The sequence below is a fragment of the Amycolatopsis sp. FDAARGOS 1241 genome, from assembly GCF_016889705.1.
Classification (GTDB): domain Bacteria; phylum Actinomycetota; class Actinomycetes; order Mycobacteriales; family Pseudonocardiaceae; genus Amycolatopsis.
In genome coordinates this window covers 6,140,159-6,161,996 of the sequence record NZ_CP069526.1, presented here as the reverse complement: position 1 = coordinate 6,161,996, position 21,838 = coordinate 6,140,159, and the positions used below count along the sequence as shown (strand labels likewise).

13 protein-coding genes and 1 pseudogene are annotated in these 21,838 nt (G+C 69.1%); 9 read left to right on the top strand and 5 right to left on the bottom strand.

What is annotated here, in order from left to right:
* Positions 1-19: 19 nt before the first annotated feature.
* From I6J71_RS30220 to I6J71_RS30205, 4 genes are read left to right on the top strand one after another with little or no spacing between them, the layout of a single operon-like run.
* Positions 20-2,248, top strand: coding sequence for a DEAD/DEAH box helicase (locus I6J71_RS30220; RefSeq protein ID WP_204089971.1), 2,229 nt, complete (start codon positions 20-22; stop codon positions 2,246-2,248).
* Positions 2,245-3,159 (top strand): restriction endonuclease, encoded by a 915-nt coding sequence (locus tag I6J71_RS30215; RefSeq protein WP_204089970.1) that lies wholly within the window; start codon positions 2,245-2,247, stop codon positions 3,157-3,159. The genes I6J71_RS30220 and I6J71_RS30215 overlap by 4 nt, the downstream gene beginning before the upstream one ends.
* A 20-nt stretch (positions 3,160-3,179) precedes the next feature.
* Entirely contained in the window at positions 3,180-6,239 is a 3,060-nt protein-coding gene (locus I6J71_RS30210; protein WP_204089969.1) for a type I restriction endonuclease subunit R, read from the top strand.
* A 20-nt stretch (positions 6,240-6,259) separates the two neighbouring features.
* On the top strand, positions 6,260-7,771 hold the full coding sequence (locus tag I6J71_RS30205) for a serine/threonine-protein kinase (RefSeq protein ID WP_204089968.1): 1,512 nt from the start codon (positions 6,260-6,262) through the stop codon (positions 7,769-7,771).
* A gap of 579 nt (positions 7,772-8,350) precedes the next feature.
* Here I6J71_RS30205 and I6J71_RS30200 read toward each other — a convergent pair.
* The gene (locus I6J71_RS30200) at positions 8,351-8,857 is read right to left on the bottom strand and encodes a flavodoxin domain-containing protein (protein ID WP_204089967.1); all 507 of its coding nucleotides are present in this window, start codon (positions 8,855-8,857) and stop codon (positions 8,351-8,353) included.
* Between the two features lie 73 nt (positions 8,858-8,930).
* A pseudogene (locus I6J71_RS51190) lies at positions 8,931-10,058 on the bottom strand (nitric oxide synthase oxygenase).
* A 424-nt stretch (positions 10,059-10,482) separates the two neighbouring features.
* Between I6J71_RS51190 and I6J71_RS30190 the strand changes: the two are divergent.
* The 3 genes from I6J71_RS30190 to I6J71_RS30180 all read left to right on the top strand — a co-directional run bounded on the left by I6J71_RS30190 (position 10,483) and on the right by I6J71_RS30180 (position 13,382).
* On the top strand, positions 10,483-11,526 hold the full coding sequence (locus I6J71_RS30190) for a GTP-binding protein (protein WP_204089966.1): 1,044 nt from the start codon (positions 10,483-10,485) through the stop codon (positions 11,524-11,526).
* Positions 11,527-11,634: 108 nt separating this feature from the next.
* A complete protein-coding gene (locus I6J71_RS30185) occupies positions 11,635-11,916 on the top strand; it encodes a hypothetical protein (RefSeq protein WP_204089965.1) in 282 nt (93 codons plus the stop codon).
* 260 nt (positions 11,917-12,176) lie between these two features.
* Complete coding sequence (locus I6J71_RS30180) at positions 12,177-13,382, top strand: MFS transporter (protein WP_370542234.1); 1,206 nt, start codon at positions 12,177-12,179, stop codon at positions 13,380-13,382.
* A gap of 110 nt (positions 13,383-13,492) precedes the next feature.
* Here the strand turns inward: I6J71_RS30180 and I6J71_RS49100 are convergent, their stop codons facing one another.
* Positions 13,493-14,227, bottom strand: a complete 735-nt coding sequence (locus I6J71_RS49100; protein WP_239154007.1) for a hypothetical protein — start codon at positions 14,225-14,227, stop codon at positions 13,493-13,495.
* A gap of 216 nt (positions 14,228-14,443) precedes the next feature.
* Here I6J71_RS49100 and I6J71_RS49095 point away from each other — a divergent pair, with 216 nt between their 5' ends.
* Positions 14,444-14,893 carry a PadR family transcriptional regulator gene (locus I6J71_RS49095; RefSeq protein ID WP_239154006.1) on the top strand — a complete coding sequence of 150 codons (450 nt, stop codon included), beginning with the start codon at positions 14,444-14,446 and terminating at the stop codon, positions 14,891-14,893.
* A 79-nt stretch (positions 14,894-14,972) separates the two neighbouring features.
* Here I6J71_RS49095 and I6J71_RS30170 read toward each other — a convergent pair whose 3' ends face one another.
* Positions 14,973-15,455, bottom strand: coding sequence for an IclR family transcriptional regulator C-terminal domain-containing protein (locus I6J71_RS30170; RefSeq protein WP_239155480.1), 483 nt, complete (start codon positions 15,453-15,455; stop codon positions 14,973-14,975).
* 37 nt (positions 15,456-15,492) lie between these two features.
* Between I6J71_RS30170 and I6J71_RS30165 the strand changes: the two genes are divergently transcribed.
* The gene (locus I6J71_RS30165; RefSeq protein WP_239154005.1) at positions 15,493-16,098 is read left to right on the top strand and encodes an iron-containing alcohol dehydrogenase; all 606 of its coding nucleotides are present in this window, start codon (positions 15,493-15,495) and stop codon (positions 16,096-16,098) included.
* 50 nt (positions 16,099-16,148) lie between these two features.
* On the opposite strand, the gene I6J71_RS30160 is transcribed toward I6J71_RS30165, so the two are convergent.
* Complete coding sequence (locus I6J71_RS30160; protein ID WP_204089962.1) at positions 16,149-21,620, bottom strand: biotin carboxylase N-terminal domain-containing protein; 5,472 nt, start codon at positions 21,618-21,620, stop codon at positions 16,149-16,151.
* Positions 21,621-21,838: the final 218 nt, after the last annotated feature.

The following is a 21,838-nucleotide window of genomic DNA, read 5'->3' as shown; positions in this document are numbered from 1 at the left end:
CCGCAGAGGGGGGATCGCGATGACCGACGGAGACCCGTCACCACCGCAACCCGGTGCACCATTCATCCGGGTCAAGCCGGCGGTCCAAGCACGGCAGCTCATCGAGACGCTGGCCGACCTGATCCACCGCGGCGGCCAACTGCAGCAGCTCCCACAGGCACTACGGGCGAGCGCACGCCAGCAAACCGACATGCTCGCCAACGAGCAACTGCTCAACCTGCTGCGCAAGCGCCCGGTTGCCGACCTCCGTGACCTGATGAGCCGAGGCGCCCGGCTGGGGAGCCTGGAGGCCGGCGGTTACCGAGCCGTCGCGGACGTCCTCCAGGCGCACCCTGCGCAGTTGGAGCGGGTTCCCAGTGTCGGCAGTCACACAGTGCAAGAAGTCGTTTCCGCCGCCGGGAAACTCGCCGATCAACTCCGTAAGGAGTCCCGTGTCCGCCTGGACCCGGGAGACAAACCCGTCGGCCACACCCAGCTTCTGGCTACGTTGGCCGCAGCGCGGCACGCGGACAGTGCGGCATCGGCGCTGCGCAGTCCGATCGCGCAGCTTCAGCAACAGACGACGCCGCTGGTGGCGCAGGCCGAGCGCATCACCAGCGGATGGCGGATGACGTTCGCGGGCCGGCAGAAGAAGGAAGCGGCCAGGGCAGCGCTCGCGCAGCTGCAGGCGATCATGGCCGATCCGGCCGTCGTCGCGCTGCAGCACACGGTCTACAGCGCCGAACAGTCTACCGAATCACGCAACTACCAGCCCGAACAACTCTGGCGGGACTACGAAGTCGACGCTGCGGCGTTCAACGCGCTGCTGTCGACAGTGGGCGGTGCCGGGCAAGTCGACGACCGCGAGGCGGCCGCAGGCTTCATCGGGCCGGAACTTCGCCAGAAGATCTCCGCCGAGCCGCTCGACACCAGCCTGCTCAACACGACTCTCCGGGAGTACCAGGCGTTCGGCGCGAAGTACGCCGTTCATCAGCAGCGTTCGATCCTGGGCGACGAGATGGGCCTCGGCGAGACGGTCGAGGCGCTGGCCGTGTTCGCGCACATGGCTGCCAAGGGGCAGCACCGCTTCATGGTGATCTGCCCCGCGAGCGTGCAGATCAACTGGATGAAGGAGATCGAGCGGCACACCGATCTGGCCTCGCACCTGGTACACGGCCGCGATAGGGAGCTCAACGGCGGCGAATGGCTTCGTCGGGGCGGTGTAGCAGTCACGACGTTCGGCACGGTCAGCACGCTGGATTTCCTCGACGGCGCCGACATCGCGATGTTGGTCGTCGATGAAGCCCACTACGTCAAGAACCCCGACGCAAAGCGTTCCCAAGCGATCGCGAAGGTGCTGAAGCGTGCTCAGCGCGCCTTGTTCCTCACCGGGACGCCGATGGAGAACCGAGTGGAGGAGTTTCGCAACCTGGTCGGCTACCTCCAGCCGAGGGTTGCCAGTCGGGTCAGCACCGCGGACGCCGTCGTCGGGGCCAAGGCGTTCCGTCGTGCGGTCTCGCCAGTCTACCTGCGGCGCAACCAGGAAGACGTGCTGACCGAGCTTCCGGACAAGATCGAGGTCGAGGACTGGGTGCAGCTCACCCACCAGGACGAAGCCGCCTACCGCGCCGCAGTGCAAGAGCGGAACCTCATGCACATGCGTCGCGCGGCCTTCGAATCTTCGGATTCGGCGAAGCTGGAGCGTATCCGGGAGATCGTCGAGGAGGCGGTCGCGGACGGGCGCAAGGTGATTGTTTTCTCGTATTTCCTTGAGGTTTTGCGCACGATCAACCGCGCGCTGGGGGAATTGGCGATGGGTCCGTTGATCGGATCGGTGCCGGCTCCGGTGCGGCAGCAAATGGTCGAGGATCTCACTCGGCGTGAGGGTGGTGCGGTACTGCTGGCCCAGATCGAGGCTGGCGGGGTCGGGCTGAACGTGCAGGCTGCTTCGGTCGTGGTGATCACCGAGCCGCAGTGGAAGCCCAGCATCGAGGAACAGGCCATTGCCCGCGCCTACCGGATGGGCCAGATCCACACCGTGCAGGTCCACCGGGTGCTGGCAAAAGGCAGTGTGGACGAAAGAATCCGCGAGATCCAGGAGAACAAGAGATTGCTGTTCGACGAGTTCGCGCGCAAAAGCGACGCGAAGGAGTCCGACGCTCGGTCGACCGACACCGGACTGCATCGGCCGGCGGTGCTGGACGACGACTCCGTGCCGAAGGGACACCGCGTGGTCTTGGCGGAACAACATCGGTTGGGGTTGCTGTGACGGTTCCGGAATTCCAGACGTTCATGGTGCCCGTGCTGACGATCCTGTCGGACGGGCAGGTCCGGCATCGGCGGGAGGTCGAGGTGCCCGCCGCCGAGAAACTCGGGTTGACCGCCGAGGACTTCCGCGATGCCTTCCCGAGCGGCAAGACGCGGATCAACGACCGGGTCCAGTGGGCGATCACGCACCTCTGCCAGGCGGGCCTGCTCGCTCGGCCGAGCCGCGGGCACGTCAGCATCACCGCCCGCGGCCGCGAAACGCTCGCAGAACACTCCGATCGGATCGACAGGAAAGTGCTGTCGCGGTTCGCCGAGTACCGAGATTTCCTGAACCGGACGAAGGCCCCCTCCGGAACGGCGGCAAGCGGATCAGCCGCGGGAAGCCACGCGGAGACTCCGCGCGACGCGATCGCGGAAGCCGTGCGGGAAAGCAACGAAGCGCTTGCGGAGGAAGTGCTTCAGCGGGTGCTGGACCAATCGCCGGTGTTCCTGGAGCAGTTGGTTCTGCACCTGCTGACCGCGATGGGATACGGCGGTCGGGCCGGAGCGATCGAGCACTGGGGCAAGAGCGGTGACGGCGGGATCGACGGTGTGGTGCGGCAGGATGTGCTCGGCCTGGATCGGGTCTACGTGCAGGCGAAGCGCTACGCGCCGGAGCGCACGGTCGGCCGGCCCGACATCCAGGCGTTCGTCGGTGCTCTGCACGGTCGGCAAGCGGACCGCGGCGTGTTCATCACGACGAGCCGATTCAGCGCTGACGCTGGTGATTACGTGGAACGCATTCCGAACCGAATCGTCTTGATCGACGGCCGTCGACTGGCGGAGTTGATGATTCTGCACAACGTCGGAGTGCAGGACGAGAGCACGTTCGTCCTCAAGCGCATCGACGAAGACTTCTTCGACGAGAACTGACCGAGGCGGGAGGGGAGACGATGAGCGTGCACAAAGAGGTCGCCTTCGAGGATGCGATCGAGCGATCGTTGATCGACGGAGGATGGCACCGCGGCCAACCGGCCGACTACGACCCCGAGTTGGGCTTGGTACCGACCGATCTGTGGACCTTCCTCGGGCGCACCCAAGCCGACCAGTGGGCACGCCTGATCGAATTCGACGGCGGGCCCGATGAAGCACAGGTGCGCTTCAAGAAGCATCTGGCACGAGAGATCGACGCTCGGGGTGTACTCGACGTGCTGCGGCACGGGGTCAAAGACCGCGGCGTCCTGATCCGGCTCGCGTATTTCCGCCCGGCGCACACACTCGCCGACGACGCGTTGGCTGAGTACGACGGAAACATCCTCACGGTGATCCGCCAGCTACACTACTCGGTCACCACTCCGGAAAAGTCGCTCGATCTGGCGCTGTTCGTCAACGGGATCCCTGTCGCCACAGCGGAATTGAAGAATCCGCTGACCGGACAGACCGTCGACGACGCCAAAAACCAGTACCGTCGGGACCGAGACCCGAAGGAACTGCTGTTCGCGCGTCGCGCGCTGGTGCACTTCGCTGTCGATCCCGATCTGGTTTTCGTCACGACGAAGCTCGCCGGGGAGAAGACCAGGTTCCTGCCGTTCAACACCGGTTCCGAAGGGCCGGGGGAGACCGGCGGAGCCGGGAACCCGCCGGCGAAAGCGGGCGGCTACCGCACCTCCTACCTGTGGGAACAGGTCTGGGAGCGGGAGGCATGGCTCGATATCATCCGGAGGTTCATGCATGTCGAGAAGCCGAAGAAGGTATCGAACGGGGCCGGCCGGAAGAACCCGAACGATCTGCCGATGATCTTTCCGCGGTTCCATCAATGGCACGCGGTGCGGAGCCTGACTGACCACGTCGCGAAGCACGGGTCCGGGCACAACTACCTCGTCCAGCATTCCGCCGGTTCGGGGAAATCGAACACGATCGCCTGGCTCGCACACCGGCTTTCGAACCTGCACAGCGAGGCCAACGAACCGGTCTTCGACAAGATCATCGTGATCACGGACCGATCAGTGCTGGACCGGCAGTTGCAGGACACGATCTACCAGTTCGAACATCGTTCGGGCGTCGTCACCAAGATCAGCGACAAATCGGAAGGATCGAAGTCCCAGCAGGTTTCCGATGCGCTCGCGGGCGAGACGACGAAGATTCTCATCGTCACGCTCCAGACTTTCCCGCACGTACTCGAGAAAGTCAGCGGCCTGCGCGGCAAGAAGTTCGCCATCGTCGTCGATGAGGCCCACTCATCGCAGTCCGGCGAGTCGTCAACCGCGCTGAAGAAGGTCCTGCTCAGGCTCGGCAGCGACGACGTCGACGAGGAAGGCGACCCGTTGACCGCGTCCGCACTCGCCCGCGGCCGGCATGAGACGCTGTCGTACTTCGCGTTCACCGCAACGCCGAAACCGAAAACGCTCGAACTGTTCGGAACGCTGAATCCCGTGACCGAGAAGCACGAGGCCTTCCACGTGTACTCGATGCGGCAGGCGATCGACGAAGGGTTCATCCTCGACGTCCTGCGGAACTACCTGACCTACAAGACCTACTGGCGGCTGGCCAACGCCAACCCGGACGACCGGGAAGTCGACGAGCGCAAGGCCAGCGCCCAGCTCGCCCGGTTCGCGGTGCTCAGCCCGGCCAGTCTCGAACAACGCGCCGAGATCATCGTCGAGCACTTCCACCAGATGGTCGCGTCCCGGCTCGAAGGCCGGGCCAAAGCGATGGTCGTGACCCGCTCCCGCGAGCACGCCGTGAAGCTGTTCCGCAAGATCGAGGCGTACATCGACGTCCGCGGCTACACCGACTGCGGCGCGCTGGTCGCGTTCTCCGGCGAACTCGAAGTCGACAAGAACCCGGAGGACAAGGTCACCGAACCGGGCATCAACGGCTTCAGCGAGGCCGCGCTGCCCGAGAAGTTCGGCTACACCCGGGCCGACGATCCGCACGCGGCTGTGAACCCCAAGCCGGAGTACCGGATCCTCGTGGTCGCCGACAAGTACCAGACCGGATTCGACCAGCCGCTGCTCACCACGATGTACGTGGACAAGAAACTGCAAGCGGTGGCCGCGGTGCAGACATTGTCCCGGCTCAACCGCACCCATCCGTTGAAGAGCCAGGACGACCTGTTCGTTCTCGACCTCGCGAACGAGGCCGAGGACATCAAAAAAGAGTTCAAGCCGTTCTTCGAAAGCACCATCGCCGCGCCCACCGACCCGAACCTGCTGTACACGGCGCAGCGAGCGGTCACGGACTTCGCCTTGCTTGTCGAGTCCGAAATGGATGCTTTCGCGGTCGCCTATCTCCGCGCGGAGCAAGTCGCCAAGACAGACGCGCAATGGCAGCGCGCCCACGGCGACCTCTATCGCTTCACCGACCCGGCCCGGGACCGGTTCGTCCAGCTCAACGCGGACGACCCGGAAACCGCGGAGGAATTCCGCTCCGCGCTTCGCGATTACGTCCGCAAGTACGGGTTCCTGTCTCAGGTCGTGCCCTACACCGACGCGGAACTCGAACGGCTCTACGTTTACGGTCGGCACCTGCTGAACCGGTTGCCTCGCCGGGAAGACCCGGGAGTCGACCTCGGCCAGGTCGACCTGACCCACCTCCGGATCACCAAAACCGGCGACTACGACGTCAGCCTGGAGCCGGAGGGCGCCCAGATGCTGCCCGGTTTCAGCGGCAGTGGCGGCAGTTCGGCGGACGAGCCCGACCGGGTCTCCCTGTCCGAGCTGATCGCCGGCCTCAACGAGAAGTTCGGGGTCAACCTCGGCGACGACGACCTGGTCGGCGGTTCCGCGCGGGACGCGATGGCGGACCCCAAGGTGAAGGCCGCGGCATTCGCCAACAACGAGGAGGACTTCGGGCACGTCTTCGACAACGTTTTCGAAGACAAGCTCATCGAACGCATCGAGAACGACACCAAGGTGCTGCAGAAGTTCACCGACGACGAGGTCTTCAAGAACGACATGACGAAGATCGCGCGCCGGTATGCTTACGAGGCACTACGGCGAGAGGTCGCGTAGCCGGTCGGCGAGGGGATGTCGTGAGCCAGCAACCGCGGATCATTGCAGAGCGCTACGAACTGACGATGCCGATCGGGCGCGGGGGAATGGGCGAAGTCTGGGCCGCCTATGACACCCGCCTCGACCGGACCGTCGCGCTGAAGATCCTCCGCCCGGAGATCTCCGCGGACGACACCTCCGGGCGGGGGCTGATCGCACGGTTTCGGCGGGAAGCGCGGCTCACGGCACGCCTCGAGCACCCGGGAGTGCCCGCGGTGTTCGACGTCGGTGCGCACGAGGGGCAACTTTTCCTCGTCATGCAGCTGGTGAACGGGCTCGACCTGGCTGACTTCATTGCCACGAAGGGTCCTTTCCCCGTCGAATGGTCGGCGGCGATCGGCGCACAGATCGCAGCGGTGCTGGCGGCCGCGCACGCTGTTTCCCTCGTGCACCGGGACCTCAAGCCGCGCAACATCATGGTGGCAAACGGCGGGACCGTCGTCGTGCTCGATTTCGGTGTCGCCGCGTTGCTCGATCCGGACATCACCCGGGTCACGATGGTGGGCGAGGCAGTCGGCAGTCCGGCGTACTTGGCCCCTGAGCAGCTGACCTCTGCGAACATCAGCCCGCGGAGTGATCTCTACTCCCTCGGCTGTGTGCTGCACGAACTGATCTCGGGCGAGCCGGTCTTCAAAGCGAACACGCCCGCTGCGCTGATGTATGCCCACCTGCAGGAGACCCCGCGGCCGCTCCGGGATTGCCGGCCGGACGTGCCGGAACCGCTCGAACGGCTCATCCTCGACCTGCTGGCGAAGGACCCGGAGAACCGCCCGGAGAGTGCCGTCGACGTCTACACCGCGCTGCTGCCGTTCGTTCCCCGGCCGACCGAGGGCTTGGATCCTGCGGAGCAATCGGACCCCGTCGACCCGACCCGGCCCTATCGATTTCCGCTGGCTCCCCGTCCGACGGCGCGAAGGACCTCGGTGGCCGTGCCGCAGGCGGCTGCCGAGCAGAACGCCGCGGAGATCCGGGAACGCGCAGCTGAGCTGGCCGAGGAGGGCCGGCTGACCCAGGCGGCAGGCCTGCTCGGCGGCTACCTTCGCGACAACCCGGATGACCGAGGCGTTCGGTTCCAGTACGCCAACACGCTGTTCTTGGGCGGCGACTACCGAACCGCGCTGCCCGTCTACGACCGTCTGGCGGAGGATCTCGCGCGCAGCGCGGGCGGCCCGACCGACGACGCCGTGTACTGCCGGTTCCAAGCCGCGAATTGCCTTGCGGAACTAGGCGAGTTGACCGAGGCGCTGCGCGGGCTGCGAAGTGTCGTCACCACAGAAGAGAACCGCGGCGCCGGCGACGGCGAGCTGGCACGGGATACCCGGAAACAGGTGGCCGGCCTTCTTGCTGCGACGGGCGATTACCGAGGAGCTTTGCTCGAGCTCGAAGCTCTGCTCGAACGAGTGGAAGGTCAGCTCGGCCCCAGCCACGACGAGGCCGCAGACCTGAGGAACCGGGTTGCGATGCTGCGCCGCGCGATCGGGGACGGGTCCTGATTCGACAGCAGGCCGCGATTCTGATCAGTTCCGTCTCGGCGAGTTTAACGATCTCGCTGGCGCGCGGGCAGGTGCCCAGCTCGCCTTCGGCTACGATCGCTTCGACGAGCCGCCGGTGTGGCCGGGCGTGTTCGGCAGGCGCGCCGCTGATGTTTCGGTGAAGGCGGCGTCAGGCACTTCGCACATCTCGGCAAGCATGCCCGCCGGTCTCCGGCACCTGCGACAGTCGCCCATAGGAGTCCAGGACCAGCCGCCGAGGCTCCCCACCAGCGCTAACCTCGCGCTTGTTGACCATGCCCACCACCGTATGTCAACAAAAGAAGGTCCGACAAGCGTGCCTTGACACGGGGTCGGCGGCCGTGTTTTGGCTTCGGATAGAGGTGCCGGGCGGGGGCTGGGTGCATCCTGGTCGCGTTGTTGGCTGGCGGTGGCGTGGGTGGGGTGCGTTGCCGTTCGGGGTGCCGGGCGGGGGCTGGGTGCAGGATGCTTTGCGTTGTGGGGCGGCGGTGGCGTGGGTGGGGTGACTGGACGGCTGGCTTGCGTTGCTGCGTGGGTGCGCAGTTGCCGGCAAGTGTTGCGTCACAACGAAACCTCGGTGGTGACGCGGCGGCCGATGTCGCGGGCCCACTTGCGGATGAGGTCCCAGTCGCGGAAGTCGCCGGCGCGGGGGCCGCGGGCCATGAGGCGGGCGAGGAGGCCGTGGGCGGTCGCGGGGTCGAGGCGGCCGCCGAAGGTGGTGGTGCGTTCGGCGTCGATGCGGGCGGCGAGGAGGGCCACGTTGGCGGGCAGGCTGACGTGCGCGAGCCCCGCGCCGGGTCCGCACGGGCCGCTGTGGAAGAGCCAGACGTGGCGCTCCAGCAGGGCGTCGGCGTGGAGCTGGAGCAGGCGGACCGCGGAGGGGCGCCAGCGGGAGTAGTACAGGGCGCTGCCGACGACCACGGCCGAGTACGGGGTGACGTCAGCGACGTCGGCGGCGTCGCGGGTGTCGACGTGGTGCCCGAGGGCGCGCAGCTCCTCCGAGATCACCTCGGCGATCTCGCGGGTGCCGCCGTTCTTGCCCGCGTGGGCGACGAGCACTGCGGTCATGTCCACCATTCTCCGCCCTCGCCGGGCGTGTGGCGCCCCGGCTCGCCCACGATCCGCCGAACGGGCGTTCCCCTTAACCAGGCGGCAGGAACGCCGGCCTGGCGCCGGGGTCCGGCTCGTCGTAGTAGCCGTGGAACACAGCGGTCTGCGCACCCGCCAACGGGGGCACGACCCAGCTCCAGTCGGCCGGGCACGAGCGGCCCGCTCGTTCCTCACGCGCGACGTGCGTGGGGAACGACCGCGACTCCGAGTGGTGGTCGGCGACGGTGACGCCCGCCTCGTCGAACGAGTGCTGCACGGCGAGCGTCAGCTCGACCAGCGCGCGATCGCGCCACATCGTTCTGTCGTCGTCCGTCTTCAGCCCCATCAGATCGGCGATCACGGGCAGCAGGTTGTAGCGGCCGACGTCGGCGAGGTTGCGCGCGCCGATCTCCGTCGCCATGTACCAGCCGCTGAACGGCGCCGCCGGATAACGCACGCGGCCGATCTCCAGCGGCATGTTGCTGATCGCGGGCACGGCGCGCCAGCGCAGGCCCAGCCCGGCGAACCAGCGGTGCTCGGGGGTGCGTGAGCGGTACCTCGAGCACGGCGTCGGCGGGCAGGTCGAACAGTTGCGGCGAGCCCGGCTCGGCCTCGATCAGCAGCGGCAGCACGTCGAACGAACCCGCCGCTCCGGCCCGCGCCAGCCCAGCCCCTGCACGGCTTCTGTGAAGCCGGCGTACTGCGGATCGCCCAGCACGGGGCCGTCTTCGAGGCGGTAGCCGGCGTAGCGGATGAGCTGGTCGTTGTGGATGCGCGGACCGGGTGCCGCCGGGCCGTCCCGCGCGAACACCGTGAGCGTGGGCCGGATCCGGCCTTCCCGCGTGGCTTCGCGCAGGTGCGTCACGCATTCGCCCGCGATGCCGGCGGCGTCGTCCACGTGCCGGCGATCGCGTACGCGCAGGCTGCGCCCGTAGAGCCGGCCGATGCAGCGCGCGGAATTGCGCCACGCCACGCGCGCGCCGTACGCGAGTTCGGCCTGCGTGTGCCGGTAGGAACCGGTTTCGGCGATCTCCTCCTTGATCTGCGCCAAGCGCTCGTCGACGCGCAAGCCCGGCAACGCGCCTTCGGCGGCGCAGAGCCGGACGAATTCCTCGGCTTCCGCGTATTCGACGGTCGTCCCCGGATCCTCGCGTATCGATTCGTTGACCTTCACTCGCATGGACGCCACGGTCGCCGGGCTGCTCCGCTCGTGGCCGGCGCAACCCACGACACGCAGGTGAACCACTGTTCCTCCGTCATTCGGTGAGGTCCCGAGGTGTGCGAAAACCCCGTAGCCCCAGGGGTTTCGCCAAGCGGGGAAGAGTACCCGAAGTGGCTGCCGACGCAACCGCCGAATGTGTCCGGTGCCTCCGTGGAATTCGATAAGTGCGGGTGGGTGGTGGTGGAAAAAATGCGTTACGACGACTTTGCACAAAGTGCTCGGAAAATTGATCACGACCTGGAAGTGGTACCGTGAACGCCTGCCCGGCGCGACTCATGCGTCTTTTCGAGCGCATTCGCGCAACGGCCTCCTCCCATGGGTCCCACGGAGGTATCGCGCCCGCGGGCGGTAGGGTCCCGGCGACGGCAGGAGGGGTGGACGGTTGGCCAGGCAGCGGATCCCGGTGGTCCTCGTCGCGGGGTTCCTCGGCTCGGGCAAGACCACGATGCTCAACCACTTGCTGGCCAACCGCCAGGGCGCTCGCGTCGGCGTGGTGGTCAACGACTTCGGCAGCGTGAACATCGACGCGCTCGCGGTGTCCGGCCAGGTCGACACCATGGTCTCGCTCGGCAACGGCTGCCTGTGCTGCGCTGTCGACGCGAGCGGGCTCGACGCGATGCTCGGCAAGCTGGCCGGCGCCGAGGCCGGCATCGACGTGATCGTGGTCGAGGCCAGCGGCATCGCCGAGCCGCGCGACCTGCTGCGGCTCATGATCGCCAGCGAGAACCCCGACATCCGCTACGGCGGGCTCGCCGAGGTCGTCGACGTCGCCGAGTTCGCGGCCACGCGCGAACGCCACCCGGAATTGGCCGACCACCTGCGGATCGCCGACCTCGTGGTGGTCAACAAGGCCGACCGCGTCGCCGCCGGCGAGGTGTCCAAGGTGACGGCGACCGTAGAGGAGCTGGCGCCCGGCGTACCGGTGCTGGTCACCGACCACGGCCGGGTGGATCCGGAGCTGTTCTTCGATCCGAAGCCTCGTGAGGCGTACGGCCAGCTGTCGTTCGACGACCTGCGCGAAGACGACCACTCGCACCACCTGCACGCGGCGTACCAGAGCATCACGTTCACTTCCGAACGTCCGTTGTCACCTCGGAAACTCCTGGCGTTCCTCGAACAACGCCCGGCCGGGCTCTACCGGGTGAAGGGGCATGTCGACCTGGGCGCGAACGGACCGCGCTCGCGCTTCGGGTTGCACACCGTGGGCTCGTTCGTGCAGCTCGAGCGGTCTTCCTGGCCTGCGGGGCAGCCGCGCGGGACGCAGCTGGTGCTCATCGGCGCCGGTCTCGGCGCCGACGACGTCACCCGGCGGCTCACCGAATGCGTCTCCGACGACGACACCGTCGACGAACGAGGACTGCTGCGGATTCTCCGTTATCTCGACGAACCCGTCGCTGACCAGGAAGAACGGCCGCCCGGGGACTGAGCGCGCCACGCCGAAGACTCCCAAACGCTCCCTTTCCGCCGATTTGCGGCGCACGATGGAGGTGGCGAAGGAGTTGAAGCTGAACGGGCCTCCCAGGAGGACAGTTCCATGGCGACCACCCACCCCGTCCCCGGCGCGACGCGCTGGTACCTCGTCGGCGCCCTGCCCGACGACGCGCCCGTCGCTCACCTCATGACCCGCTCCGGCGACCTGCGCTACCGCCGCTCCGCCTGCGGCGACCGCGAGTCCCGGACCTGGACGCCCGTCGACCTCACCGCGTCGGGCACCGGGCACATCACCCCGTGTCCCTCCTGCGCGGCGACGCTCTCCGGCGCGTCCGCCGCGGGTGAGGGCGTGGAACAGCTGACGTTCGACCTGCCGTTCGGCTGACTTTCGGGATCGATCAGGCGCTGTTTCCGTTCTGCCGAACGGCCGCACCAAAACGGAAATCCCACCAAATATTGTTCGAAAACGCGCAAAGCACTTCGGTTGCCTGGCCCCGGTCTCGGGTGTAAACCAACACCGGCCCCATCCGGTAACACACCAACGAAATCGGGGGATCACCGGTGACCGACGCTCGTGCGGGAACGAAACGCAAGCTCACCTCGGATCAGCGCAACTCGTTCATCGCCGCGTCGCTCGGCTGGACCATGGACGCGTTCGATTACTTCCTGGTGGTGTTCGTGCTCGCGGACATCGCCAAGGACAAATCCTTCGGTGCGACGGCGACCCAGCTCGCGTTCATCACCACGGCGACCCTCGTGATGCGGCCGGTGGGCGCGCTTGTGTTCGGGTTGTGGGCGGACCGCGTCGGCAGACGCATCCCGTTGATGGTCGACGTGCTGTTGTACTCCCTCGCCGGAATCCTGTGCGCGGTCGCGCCGAACTTCACCGTGCTGCTGATCCTGCGGTTCGTCTACGGCATCGGCATGGGCGGTGAATGGGGGCTGGGTGCGGCGCTGGCCATGGAGAAGATCCCCGTGGAGCGCCGCGGGTTCTTCTCCGGGCTGCTGCAAGCCGGTTACTCGATGGGGTACCTGCTGGCGGCGCTGGCGTACCTGCTGTTCCACTCGGCGCTCGGTCTGGAGTGGCGGTGGATCTTCGTCCTCAGCATCTTCCCGGCGCTCATCAGCCTGCTGATCCGGGCGAGGGTGCGCGAATCCGAGGTCTGGGAGGCGGCGCAGGAGAAGATGCGGGTGACGCGGACGTCCGTGAAGGACGTGGTGCTGAACCCGAAGGTGATCCGCCGGTTCGCCTACCTGATCGTGCTGATGACGGCGTTCAACTGGCTGAGCCACGGCACCCAAGACGTCTACCCGACGTTCCTCAAGTCCACCGAGCACGGCGGCGCCGGGTTGAGCGCCACGACGAGCACGTGGATCGCCGTGCTGTACAACATCGGTGCCATCATCGGCGGCCTGGTGTTCGGCGCGTTGTCCGAACGGTTCGGCCGCCGCATCACCATCGTCGCCGGCGCGGTACTCGGGTTGCCGATCATCCCGATCTTCGCGTTCGACCACGGGGCCGGCATGCTGGCTCTCGGGTCGTTCCTCATGCAGATCATGGTCCAAGGCTCGTGGGGCGTCATCCCCGCCCACCTCACCGAAATGTCGCCCGACGCCATCCGCGGTTTCTACCCGGGCGTGACCTACCAGCTGGGCAACCTGCTGGCCGCGCTCAACCTGCCGATCCAGCAGAGCATCGCCCAGTCGCAGGGCTACTCGGCGGCTCTCTTGTGGACAGTCATCCCGGCGCTGGTCGGCGTCGCCGTCCTGACCGCGATCGGCAAGGAGGCGAAGTCGATCAAGTTCGGCAGCACGGCCGCGACGACGGCTCCGGCGAGTTCGGGCACCTAGCGCCCGTTCGGTTTTCCCTTCGACAGCGGCACGAGCTTCAGCTCGTGCCGCTGTTGTTCTACGGCTCTGACCTTGGTGTTTGCGCTCGATAGGGTGGCGATATATCGTTGCTATGTCGACGATAGAACCACGAGAAGGGAACACCCATGACCGAGACAGCAGGCCACGCCCACCTCTCCGCCGGCTTCGGCGGCCCACACCACTCCGTCCCCTTCGCCGCCGCCGGCTTTCCCCACCGGACCCCGCCCGCGCGCACCGACCGCTTCGGCTTCGCCCACCACCGTCCCGGCGCGGACGACGACCACCACGGCCCAGGCGAACGGGGCGAGTTCGGCGGCCACCACGGTCCAGGCGGTCCAGCCGCCGAAGCCCACGGCCCAGGTCAGCACGGTGTGCACCACGGCCCCGGCGACCCGAGCGAGTGCGGTTCGCACCACGGTTTCGGTGACCCGCGCGATTTCGGCGGCCCTCGCGGCGTCGGCTCGCACCAGGGTTTCGGTGACCCGCGCGGGTTCGGCGGCCACCACGGTGGCGGTGGCCACAGCGTGTTCGGTGGCTACGGTGACTTCGGCGACGCTCGTGGCTTCGAGAGTCACTTCGGCTTCGGTGGTCCGCACGGCTTCCGCGGCCACCACGGTGGCGGCGGCCACAGCGCGTTCGGTGGCCACGGTGACTCCGGCGACGCTCGTGGCTTCGACAGTCGCTTCGGCTTCGGTGGTCCGCACAATTTCGGCGGTCACCAGGATTCTGGTGGCCACGGTGACTTCGGCGGCTCTGACGACCGCGGCGGATTCGGCGAGCACCACGGCCACTTCCACCACGCCGCCCACCACTTCGGCGGCCACGCGGCCCCGTTCGGCTTCGCGCCGGACGCGGCGCGGGTGCCGGGCGGGTTCCCGCCGCCGCCTCCCGTTCCGCCGGGCCCGCCCACCCCGCCGGGTCCGGGTTTCCCCAGCGGTCCGGGCTTTCCAGGCTTCGGCGGCTTCCCCGGCGATCCCCGCGGCTGGTTCGGCGGCGGCCGGCAGTGGAGCGGCCGGGGCTCGCGCGGCCCGGCTCGGCCCGTGCGGCCGGCAGTGCTCGCGCTGCTGTCCGAGAGCCCGATGCACGGTTACCAGCTCATGCAGGAAATCCGCCGCCGCTCGAACGAGGAGTGGCGGCCGAGCCCGGGGTCGATCTACCCGATCCTGCAGCAGCTGGAGGACGAGGGCCTCGTGCGCACCGTCGAGGAAGGCGGCCGTCGCGTGGCGCAGCTGACCGACGCGGGCCGCGAGCACGTCGCGGGCCGGGAGGAGGAGTTCGCGGCGCTGTGGGAATCGCACACCCCGGACGACGACCCCACCGCCGACCGCTTCACCGCCCTCCACAAGCAACTCGGCGACCTCTGGGCCGCCGCGGGTCAGGTCGCGTACACCGGCACCGACGGCCAGGCCGCCGAAATGCGCAAGATCCTCACCGAAGCGCGCCGCCGCCTCTACGCCCTCCTCGCCGAAGACCCGGACGACGAAGACTGACCCACGACGGGCGCCGGGTCCACACCGGACCCGGCACCCGCCGGGCCGTCTGCTGTCGGCGTCGTTTCCGCCGCAGTGCTCACACCGGGCGGCCGGGCGCGGGTGTGGTGTCCCAGCCCAGGAGGGCCGACACCGAGGCCGCCGCGGTGACGGTGCGGTGGCCGGCCGTGGTGAGCCGGTCGCGGATGCGGGTGTGGGGCGCCGAGATGTTCAACGCGGCCACCACGCGGCCGCGGTAGTCGCGCGCGGGGGCGGAGACGCACGAACTACCCGGTTCGAATTCTTCGGCCACGCAAGCGAAACCGTCCGCTCGCGCGCGCCGGAACTTGGCCCACAGGGTGGGCAGCTCCGCGAAGCCGGGGGAAGCGCACGTACAGCTCGTCCGGTGTCGCGTCCAGGAGGAGCACGCGGTCGGCTGAGGTGCGGGTTGCGGGGACGCCGCGGCCTTCCCACTCGTGGACCCGGAACGAGTGCCCGGAGACGAAAGCAGGGTCAGCACCTCGCGGTCGCGCAGGACGCAGAGGTGTCTGGTTTCCTCGAGGTCCTCCGACAGGGCGTGCATCGCCGGCTCGGCGGCGCGCACCAGGCGGTCCTCGGCCGTGCGGGCGACCAGCGAGAACAACCGCCGGCCCACGCTCGGCCTGCCCGCCGCGATCACCGCCGCCACCGCACTCGTCCACGGCACCGAATCCGTCGCCTCCCACGGCGCGGACAGCGGTTCGGCCGCCGACGCGACCCGTGCGGTCGCCCTCGTTGGCGAGTGGCTCCCCGTCGCCTTCCGCGACGGCGCCAACCTCGAAGCTCGCGCCCAGCTGATGCTCGGCGCGCACCTCGCGGGCCACGCGCTGACGCGCTCGGGTCTCGGCCTGGTCCACGGCCTCGGCTACGCCATCACCGCCCGCACCGGCACGCCCCACGGTGTCGTGCTGGCGGCCGTGTTGGAGGAGGTGATGACGTTCAGCGCGGAAGCCGTAGCGGACCCGTACGCGCAGGTGGCCGACGCTCTGCATGCACGGTCCGCAGCGGACGCCGTCGGCGCGATCTCCGCAGTCATCGGCATCAAACGCCCGCTGCGCGACCTGGGCCTGACCCGTGAAGACCCACCCGCCGTCGCCCGAGCGGCCTTGGCCGACGCCGTCACCGAGAACGCGCCCCGAGCACCGCGGGAAGCCGACGTCGAAGAACTGCTGGCCTCTGTCTGCTGAGGAAAAACGCCGGGCCCGAAAACCGGACCCGGCGCTCTCCGCGACCTACCTCAGCGCTTCAGGCCGTGCTCGATCGCCTCGACGATCCGCGGCCGCAGCTCGGCGACCGAAACGATCGCGTCCACCGAACCGACCTCGACGGCCCGCTGGATGCTGTGCACGCGGTCGAACTCGGCGGCCACCTCGCCCAGCTTCTCGGCGCGCACGGACGCCTGCACCTCCGCCAGTTCGGCGGCGCAGGCGGCCCGTTCGGCGCCGGTCAGCTCGCCCAGACGGGCTTGGAGCGTGGCGACGCGCGGGTCGTTCGCCGTGCGGGTGTTGACCTCGCCGGAGAACACGACGGCCGCGGCCGGGGCGCCGCCCAGCACGGAGGCGAAGGAGCCTTCGAGGGCGAGCACCGTCATGTTCGGGTTCAGCGCCTTCGAGAACACCACGAACGCACCGCCGTGGTAGCGCGAGATCACGGTGAACACGATCGGACCGTCGAAGTTCACAATCGCACGGCCGATCTCGGCGCCGTACTCCAGCTGCAGTTTGCGCATCGACTCCGGGGAGCCGTCGAAGCCGGACAGGTTCGCGAGCACGACCAGCGGCCGGTTGCCGCTGGCGGAGTTGATGGCGCGCGCGGCCTTCTTCGACGACCGCGGGAACAGCGTGCCCGCGGTGTAGGTGTCCGGACCGTCGGTGGGCGGGAAGCCGCGGCGCGGCACCGACCGCGACTCGATGCCCAGCAGGCACACCGGGTGCCCGCCGATGTGCGCGTCCTGCACCGCCGCCGTGTCGGCGTCCGCCATGCCGGCCCAGCGTTCCAGCACCGGGTGGTCCTGATCGGACAGTGCCCGCATCACCGTGCGGATGTCGAACGGCTTCTTGCGGTCCGGGTTGTGCTCGGCCGAGAAGATCTGTCCCACCGTCGTGAAATCGCTGCCGACGATCGCGTGCGGGTAGTCCGACACGTCGCGGTTCACCGGGTCCGCGGTGGCCGCGGCGCGCGGGCCGGCTTCGCCCGGCACCACGTAGGTGTGGTCGTAGTGCGCCATCAGCACATCACGCGCCCCCGCCAGGTTCGGCGCCCAGTACTGCGCCTGCCCGTTGGGACCCATCACGCGGTCGTAACCGCCGATGCCGAAGTTGTCCTCGGCTGACACGCCGCCGGAGAAGTCGAGCGACTGCTTGCCGGTGAGCACCATCGCCGAGTCCGGCGTCATGACCAGGATGCCCTTGGTGTGCATCAGCATCGTGGCTTCGGCGTTCCAGTACGGCTGCGCGCCCACGGTGATGCCGGCGACGACGATGTTGATCTCCCCGCCCGTCTGCGTGAACTCGACGATCCGCTTGAGCGCGGCCGCCACCCAGTCCATGTTCTCCGTGCCGGAATCCATCGAGATGCGGGCGCCGGCCGACAGCGCGAACCATTCGAGCGGTACCTGCATCCGCTCCGCGAGGTCCAGCGCCGCGATCACCCGCGCGCACTCCGGCTCGGACAGCGCGCCGAGCGCCTTCGTCGGGTCGCCCAGCAGCACCACCCGCCGCACGCCCTCGGGCACGCGCTCGGTCGGCGTGCTCACGACACCGGCGACGATCGCGGCCTTGTTGCGGCCCTTCGGCCGGTCGACCGGCACCAGCGCGCCCGTGTCGTCGAGGTCGTGCTCGGCGAACGTGCCCTCGCCGGCGAGCAGGTCGGTGAGCTCGTACGGGTAGACAGTGTCGCGGCGCGCCGCGCGCAGCACCTTCTGGCGGTAGTCGTCCAGCGGCTGCACCGGCTCCCGCGACGGCTCGCCGACGGACAGGCGCACGCCCGTGCCGGCGACGTCGCGGATCGTCACAGCGAGGTCGGTCAGCTCCCCGGTCTCCGGGTTGCGCCGCCGCGCCAGGAACTGGATCTCCTCCAGGCCCGCGCCCGCCGTCGACGGCAGCACGCGCTGGGCGAGCAGGTTCAGCTCGTCCATCGTGAGGTCGCTCGGCGGCCACACGTAGACGACGATCCGGTTGGTGTCGAAGCGTTTGCGCGCCGGACGCTGCGCCTGCACGTTGCGGATCGCGTCGAGGCACGCGGCCAGCGTGTCCTCCGCCGCGGGCAGCGACACGAGCCGGCCGTCGGCCTCGCGCAGCGGCGTCAGGTCGCGCACCTGCGCCATCGCGACCAGGCGCTCGTCGGCCGGGTTGGCCTGCGCGACGCACTTGAACAGGTAGACCTCTTCGTCGGCCGAAGGCAGGCGCGTGAGGTCGAACTCCTGCAGCCGCTCCAGCTGCATGCGCTCGGCGACGCGCGGGTGCAGGCCGCGGATCAGCCGGTCCTCCGCGAAGCCGGCCGAACCACGGCGGAACGTGAAGTGGTGGTGCATCACGGCACCGCCCCCACCGGCGACAGTGGTGGTGATGCGCGTGATCGCCTCCGGCAGCGGCTGCGCGGCGATCACCTCGCCCAGGCGCGCGGCCATCGTGTCGATGTCCGGCTGGTCGGCCCACGTCACGTAAATGTCGGCGACGGCGTACGTGCTCGCGCCGTTCGCCAGCGCACCCGCGGCGCCCATCGCGTCCGGCAGCCGCGCGAAGTCGACGGCCGTGGTGACCACGCGAGCGGGCTCGGCGTGCTCCGCGGTCACGAACACACACTCCGCGACCTCGCGCCGTTCGATTCCGGACAGGCTCTTGTTGCCGTAGTAACGCCGGGTCAGCACCTCCAGCAGCGGCGCCGGGTCCGTGCCCGGGCGGCCGATGCGCTGGCCGAGCAGCCGCACGAGCGGCTCTGAGCTCGACACCATGTGCGCGATGCGCTCGGCGCGGTCGGCCGCGTCCGGGTGCTGGTCGAGGTAGCGCAGGCTCTGGCGCACCTCGGCGTAGACCTCCGCGCGCGCCCGCCGCAGCAGCGGCTGCGCGAACCAGCGGAACACGACGCCGCGCGCGAGGTCGCTCACGGCCGGGTGCCGCAGCTGCGTGGCGGCCACGAGGTGTTCCAGCGCCAGGCCGGCCTCCTCACGCAGGTCGCCCGTCGGCGGCGCCTCGGTGAGCCACTGCCGCAGCAGGGCCGTCACGATCGCGACGTCGGACGAAGCACGTTGCTGCGCCAGGAAGATGCGGAAGACCGCTTCCTCCAGCTCCGGCGTGCGCTCGTGGTCGGCCACGCCGTAGTGACCGAGCACGCGGCGCAGCCGCGCCTGGTACGACTCGGGCAGGCCGGCGCGCTCGACGTCGAGGCTCTGCAGGTACGTGTGGAAGTACTCGCGGGCGCTGTGCACCGGGCTCGCCGCGCTGACGTCCTCACCCGAGGGTTTGTTGCGCATCAGCTCCGACAGGTCCGCGAACACGCTCAGCAGGCTGATTTCGCCCGTGAGCGGCCGGTTTTCGCCCAGCTCGGCGCGCGCGGCGAGGTAGCCGGCGAGCGTGCGGCGCTGGTCGTGCGGGTCGACGTCGAAGCCGAGCACGAGGCTGCGCAGGTCCTGCAGGCCGCGCTCGGCGCGGTCGGCCGGAGCCGTGCCCGTGGGCTCGGCGGGCAGCTCGATCTCAGCGGCCTCGGTCGCCTCGGCGGCTTCGTCCGCCTCCGCGTCGTCGGCCAGCGGTTCGAGGCGCAGCAGCGCGGCGCCGGTCTCGACCTGGCTGCCGACGGACACGGGCAGCTCGCGCACCCGCGCGCGGAACGGCGCGCGCAGCACCGTCTCCATCTTCATGCTCTCCAGCACGAGGATCGGGGCGCCGGCGTCGACCTCGTCGCCGAGCGACAGCGGCGTCGCGACCACCAGCGCGGGCGCGGGGGAGCGGACGACCCCGCCTTCGTCGCGGCTCACGCGGTGGGTGATGCCGTCGACCTCGACCAGGTGGATCGGGCCGTGCGTCGCGGCGACGAGGCGGAAGCGGGTGCCGTTGACCGTGATCTGGCCGCTGTGCTCGTCGAAGCGCTCGATCTCGACGTCGGCCGGGTGCACGTCGCCGCCACCGCTGATGCCGACGCGGAAGCGCTTCTGCCCGACGCGGGCCACGCTCACGCGGTAGGAGACGCCGCGCAGCTTCAGGTCGAGCGGACGGCCGCTCTCGTGCTGCACCTGCGGGCGGCCGCCGTGCGCGGTCGAGAGCAGCCGGACGCGGGCGATCTCCTCCTCGTCCTCGTACGCCTCGATGGCCGCGGCGGCGAGCGCGATCGCGGAGTGCTTGCTGGTGACCAGGCGGCCTTCGGCGCGCACGCGGTCGATCCAGCCGGTGTCGGCACTGGCGTCGATCACCTCGGGCTGGTCGAGCAGATCGAGCACGAAGCTCTTGTTGGTGGCGCCGCCCTCGATGATCACGGTCGTCTCGGCCATGGCACGGCGCAGGCGGGCGAGCGCCTGGTCGCGGTCGCGGCCGTAGGCGATGATCTTCGCGATCATCGAGTCGAAGTCGGCGGGGATCGTGTCGCCCTCGCTCACGCCGGTGTCGACGCGGATCCCGGGGCCCGCCGGCAGCAGCAGCCGCGTGATGTGCCCGGGGGAGGGGGCGAAGTCGCGGTCGGGATCTTCGGCGTTGAGCCGCGCTTCGACGGCGTGGCCGAGCTCGGCGGGCTGCTCGCCCTCGAGCTTGCCGCCCGACGCGACGTGCAGCTGCAGCCGCACGAGGTCCGTGCTCGTGGTGATCTCGGTGATCGGGTGCTCCACCTGCAGGCGCGTGTTCACTTCGAGGAAGGCGAACAGCTTCTCGCCCGGGTGGTAGAGGAACTCGACGGTGCAGGCGCCGCGGTAGCCCACCTTGACCGCGAGCCGCTCGGCCGACGCCTTCAGCTCCGCCGTCTGCTCCGGCGCGAGGACCGGCGACGCCGACTCCTCGATGATCTTCTGGTTGCGCCGCTGCACCGAACAGTCGCGCACCCCCAGCGCCCACGCGGTTTCGCCGTCGGAGATCACCTGGACCTCGACGTGGCGCGCGCCCGTGACGAGTCGCTCCAGGAACACGACACCCGAGCCGAACGCGCGCAGCGCTTCCTGGCTCGTGCGCTCGTACGCCTCCGCGAGCTCGTCGCCCGACGCCACCTTGCGGATCCCGCGCCCGCCGCCGCCCGCGGTGGCCTTGAGCATCAGCGGATAGCCGATCTTGTCGCCGGCTGCCAGCGCGTCCTCGAGCGTCGCGACCTCACCCCGGCTCCACGGCGCGACGGGGACCCCGACCTCCTCGGCGATCAGCTTCGCGCCGATCTTGTCGCCGAGCTTGCGCATGGCGTCCGCGCTGGGCCCGACAAACGTGATCCCGATCTTCTCGCACAGTTCCGCGAACGCCGGGTCTTCGGCGACGAAGCCCCAGCCGACCCACGCCGCGTCCGCACCGGTCTCGACCAGCGCCTTCTCCAGCTTGGCGAGGTCCAGGTACGGCCGCGCCGACGCGGGCCCCAGCGAGTAGGCCACGTCGGCCTCGCGCACGAACGTCGCGGACCGGTCCGCGTCGGTGTAGAGGGCGACCGTCTCGATCCGCGTACCGGTCTCCGCGGAAAGGTCTCGGACAGCGTGGATCAACCGCATAGCGGCTTCCCCGCGGTTCACGATGGCGACACGACTGAACACCGACTGAGCCTCCCAAAGCTACCCACGCGCAGCAGGCGACGTCCGGCCCCCGGATCGTCGCCTGTTTTCGCTTACACCCTGCTCCCTTACCGGCGGGTACACCAATGTCGTGCATGGCGCATGCCGGACCCGCTGCATTGTGGGAACCCGCCAAAAAGCGGCCCAGGCCACACCCGCTGGGCCGGTGATTGCGCGAGGACTGCCACAAAGCACGTGCT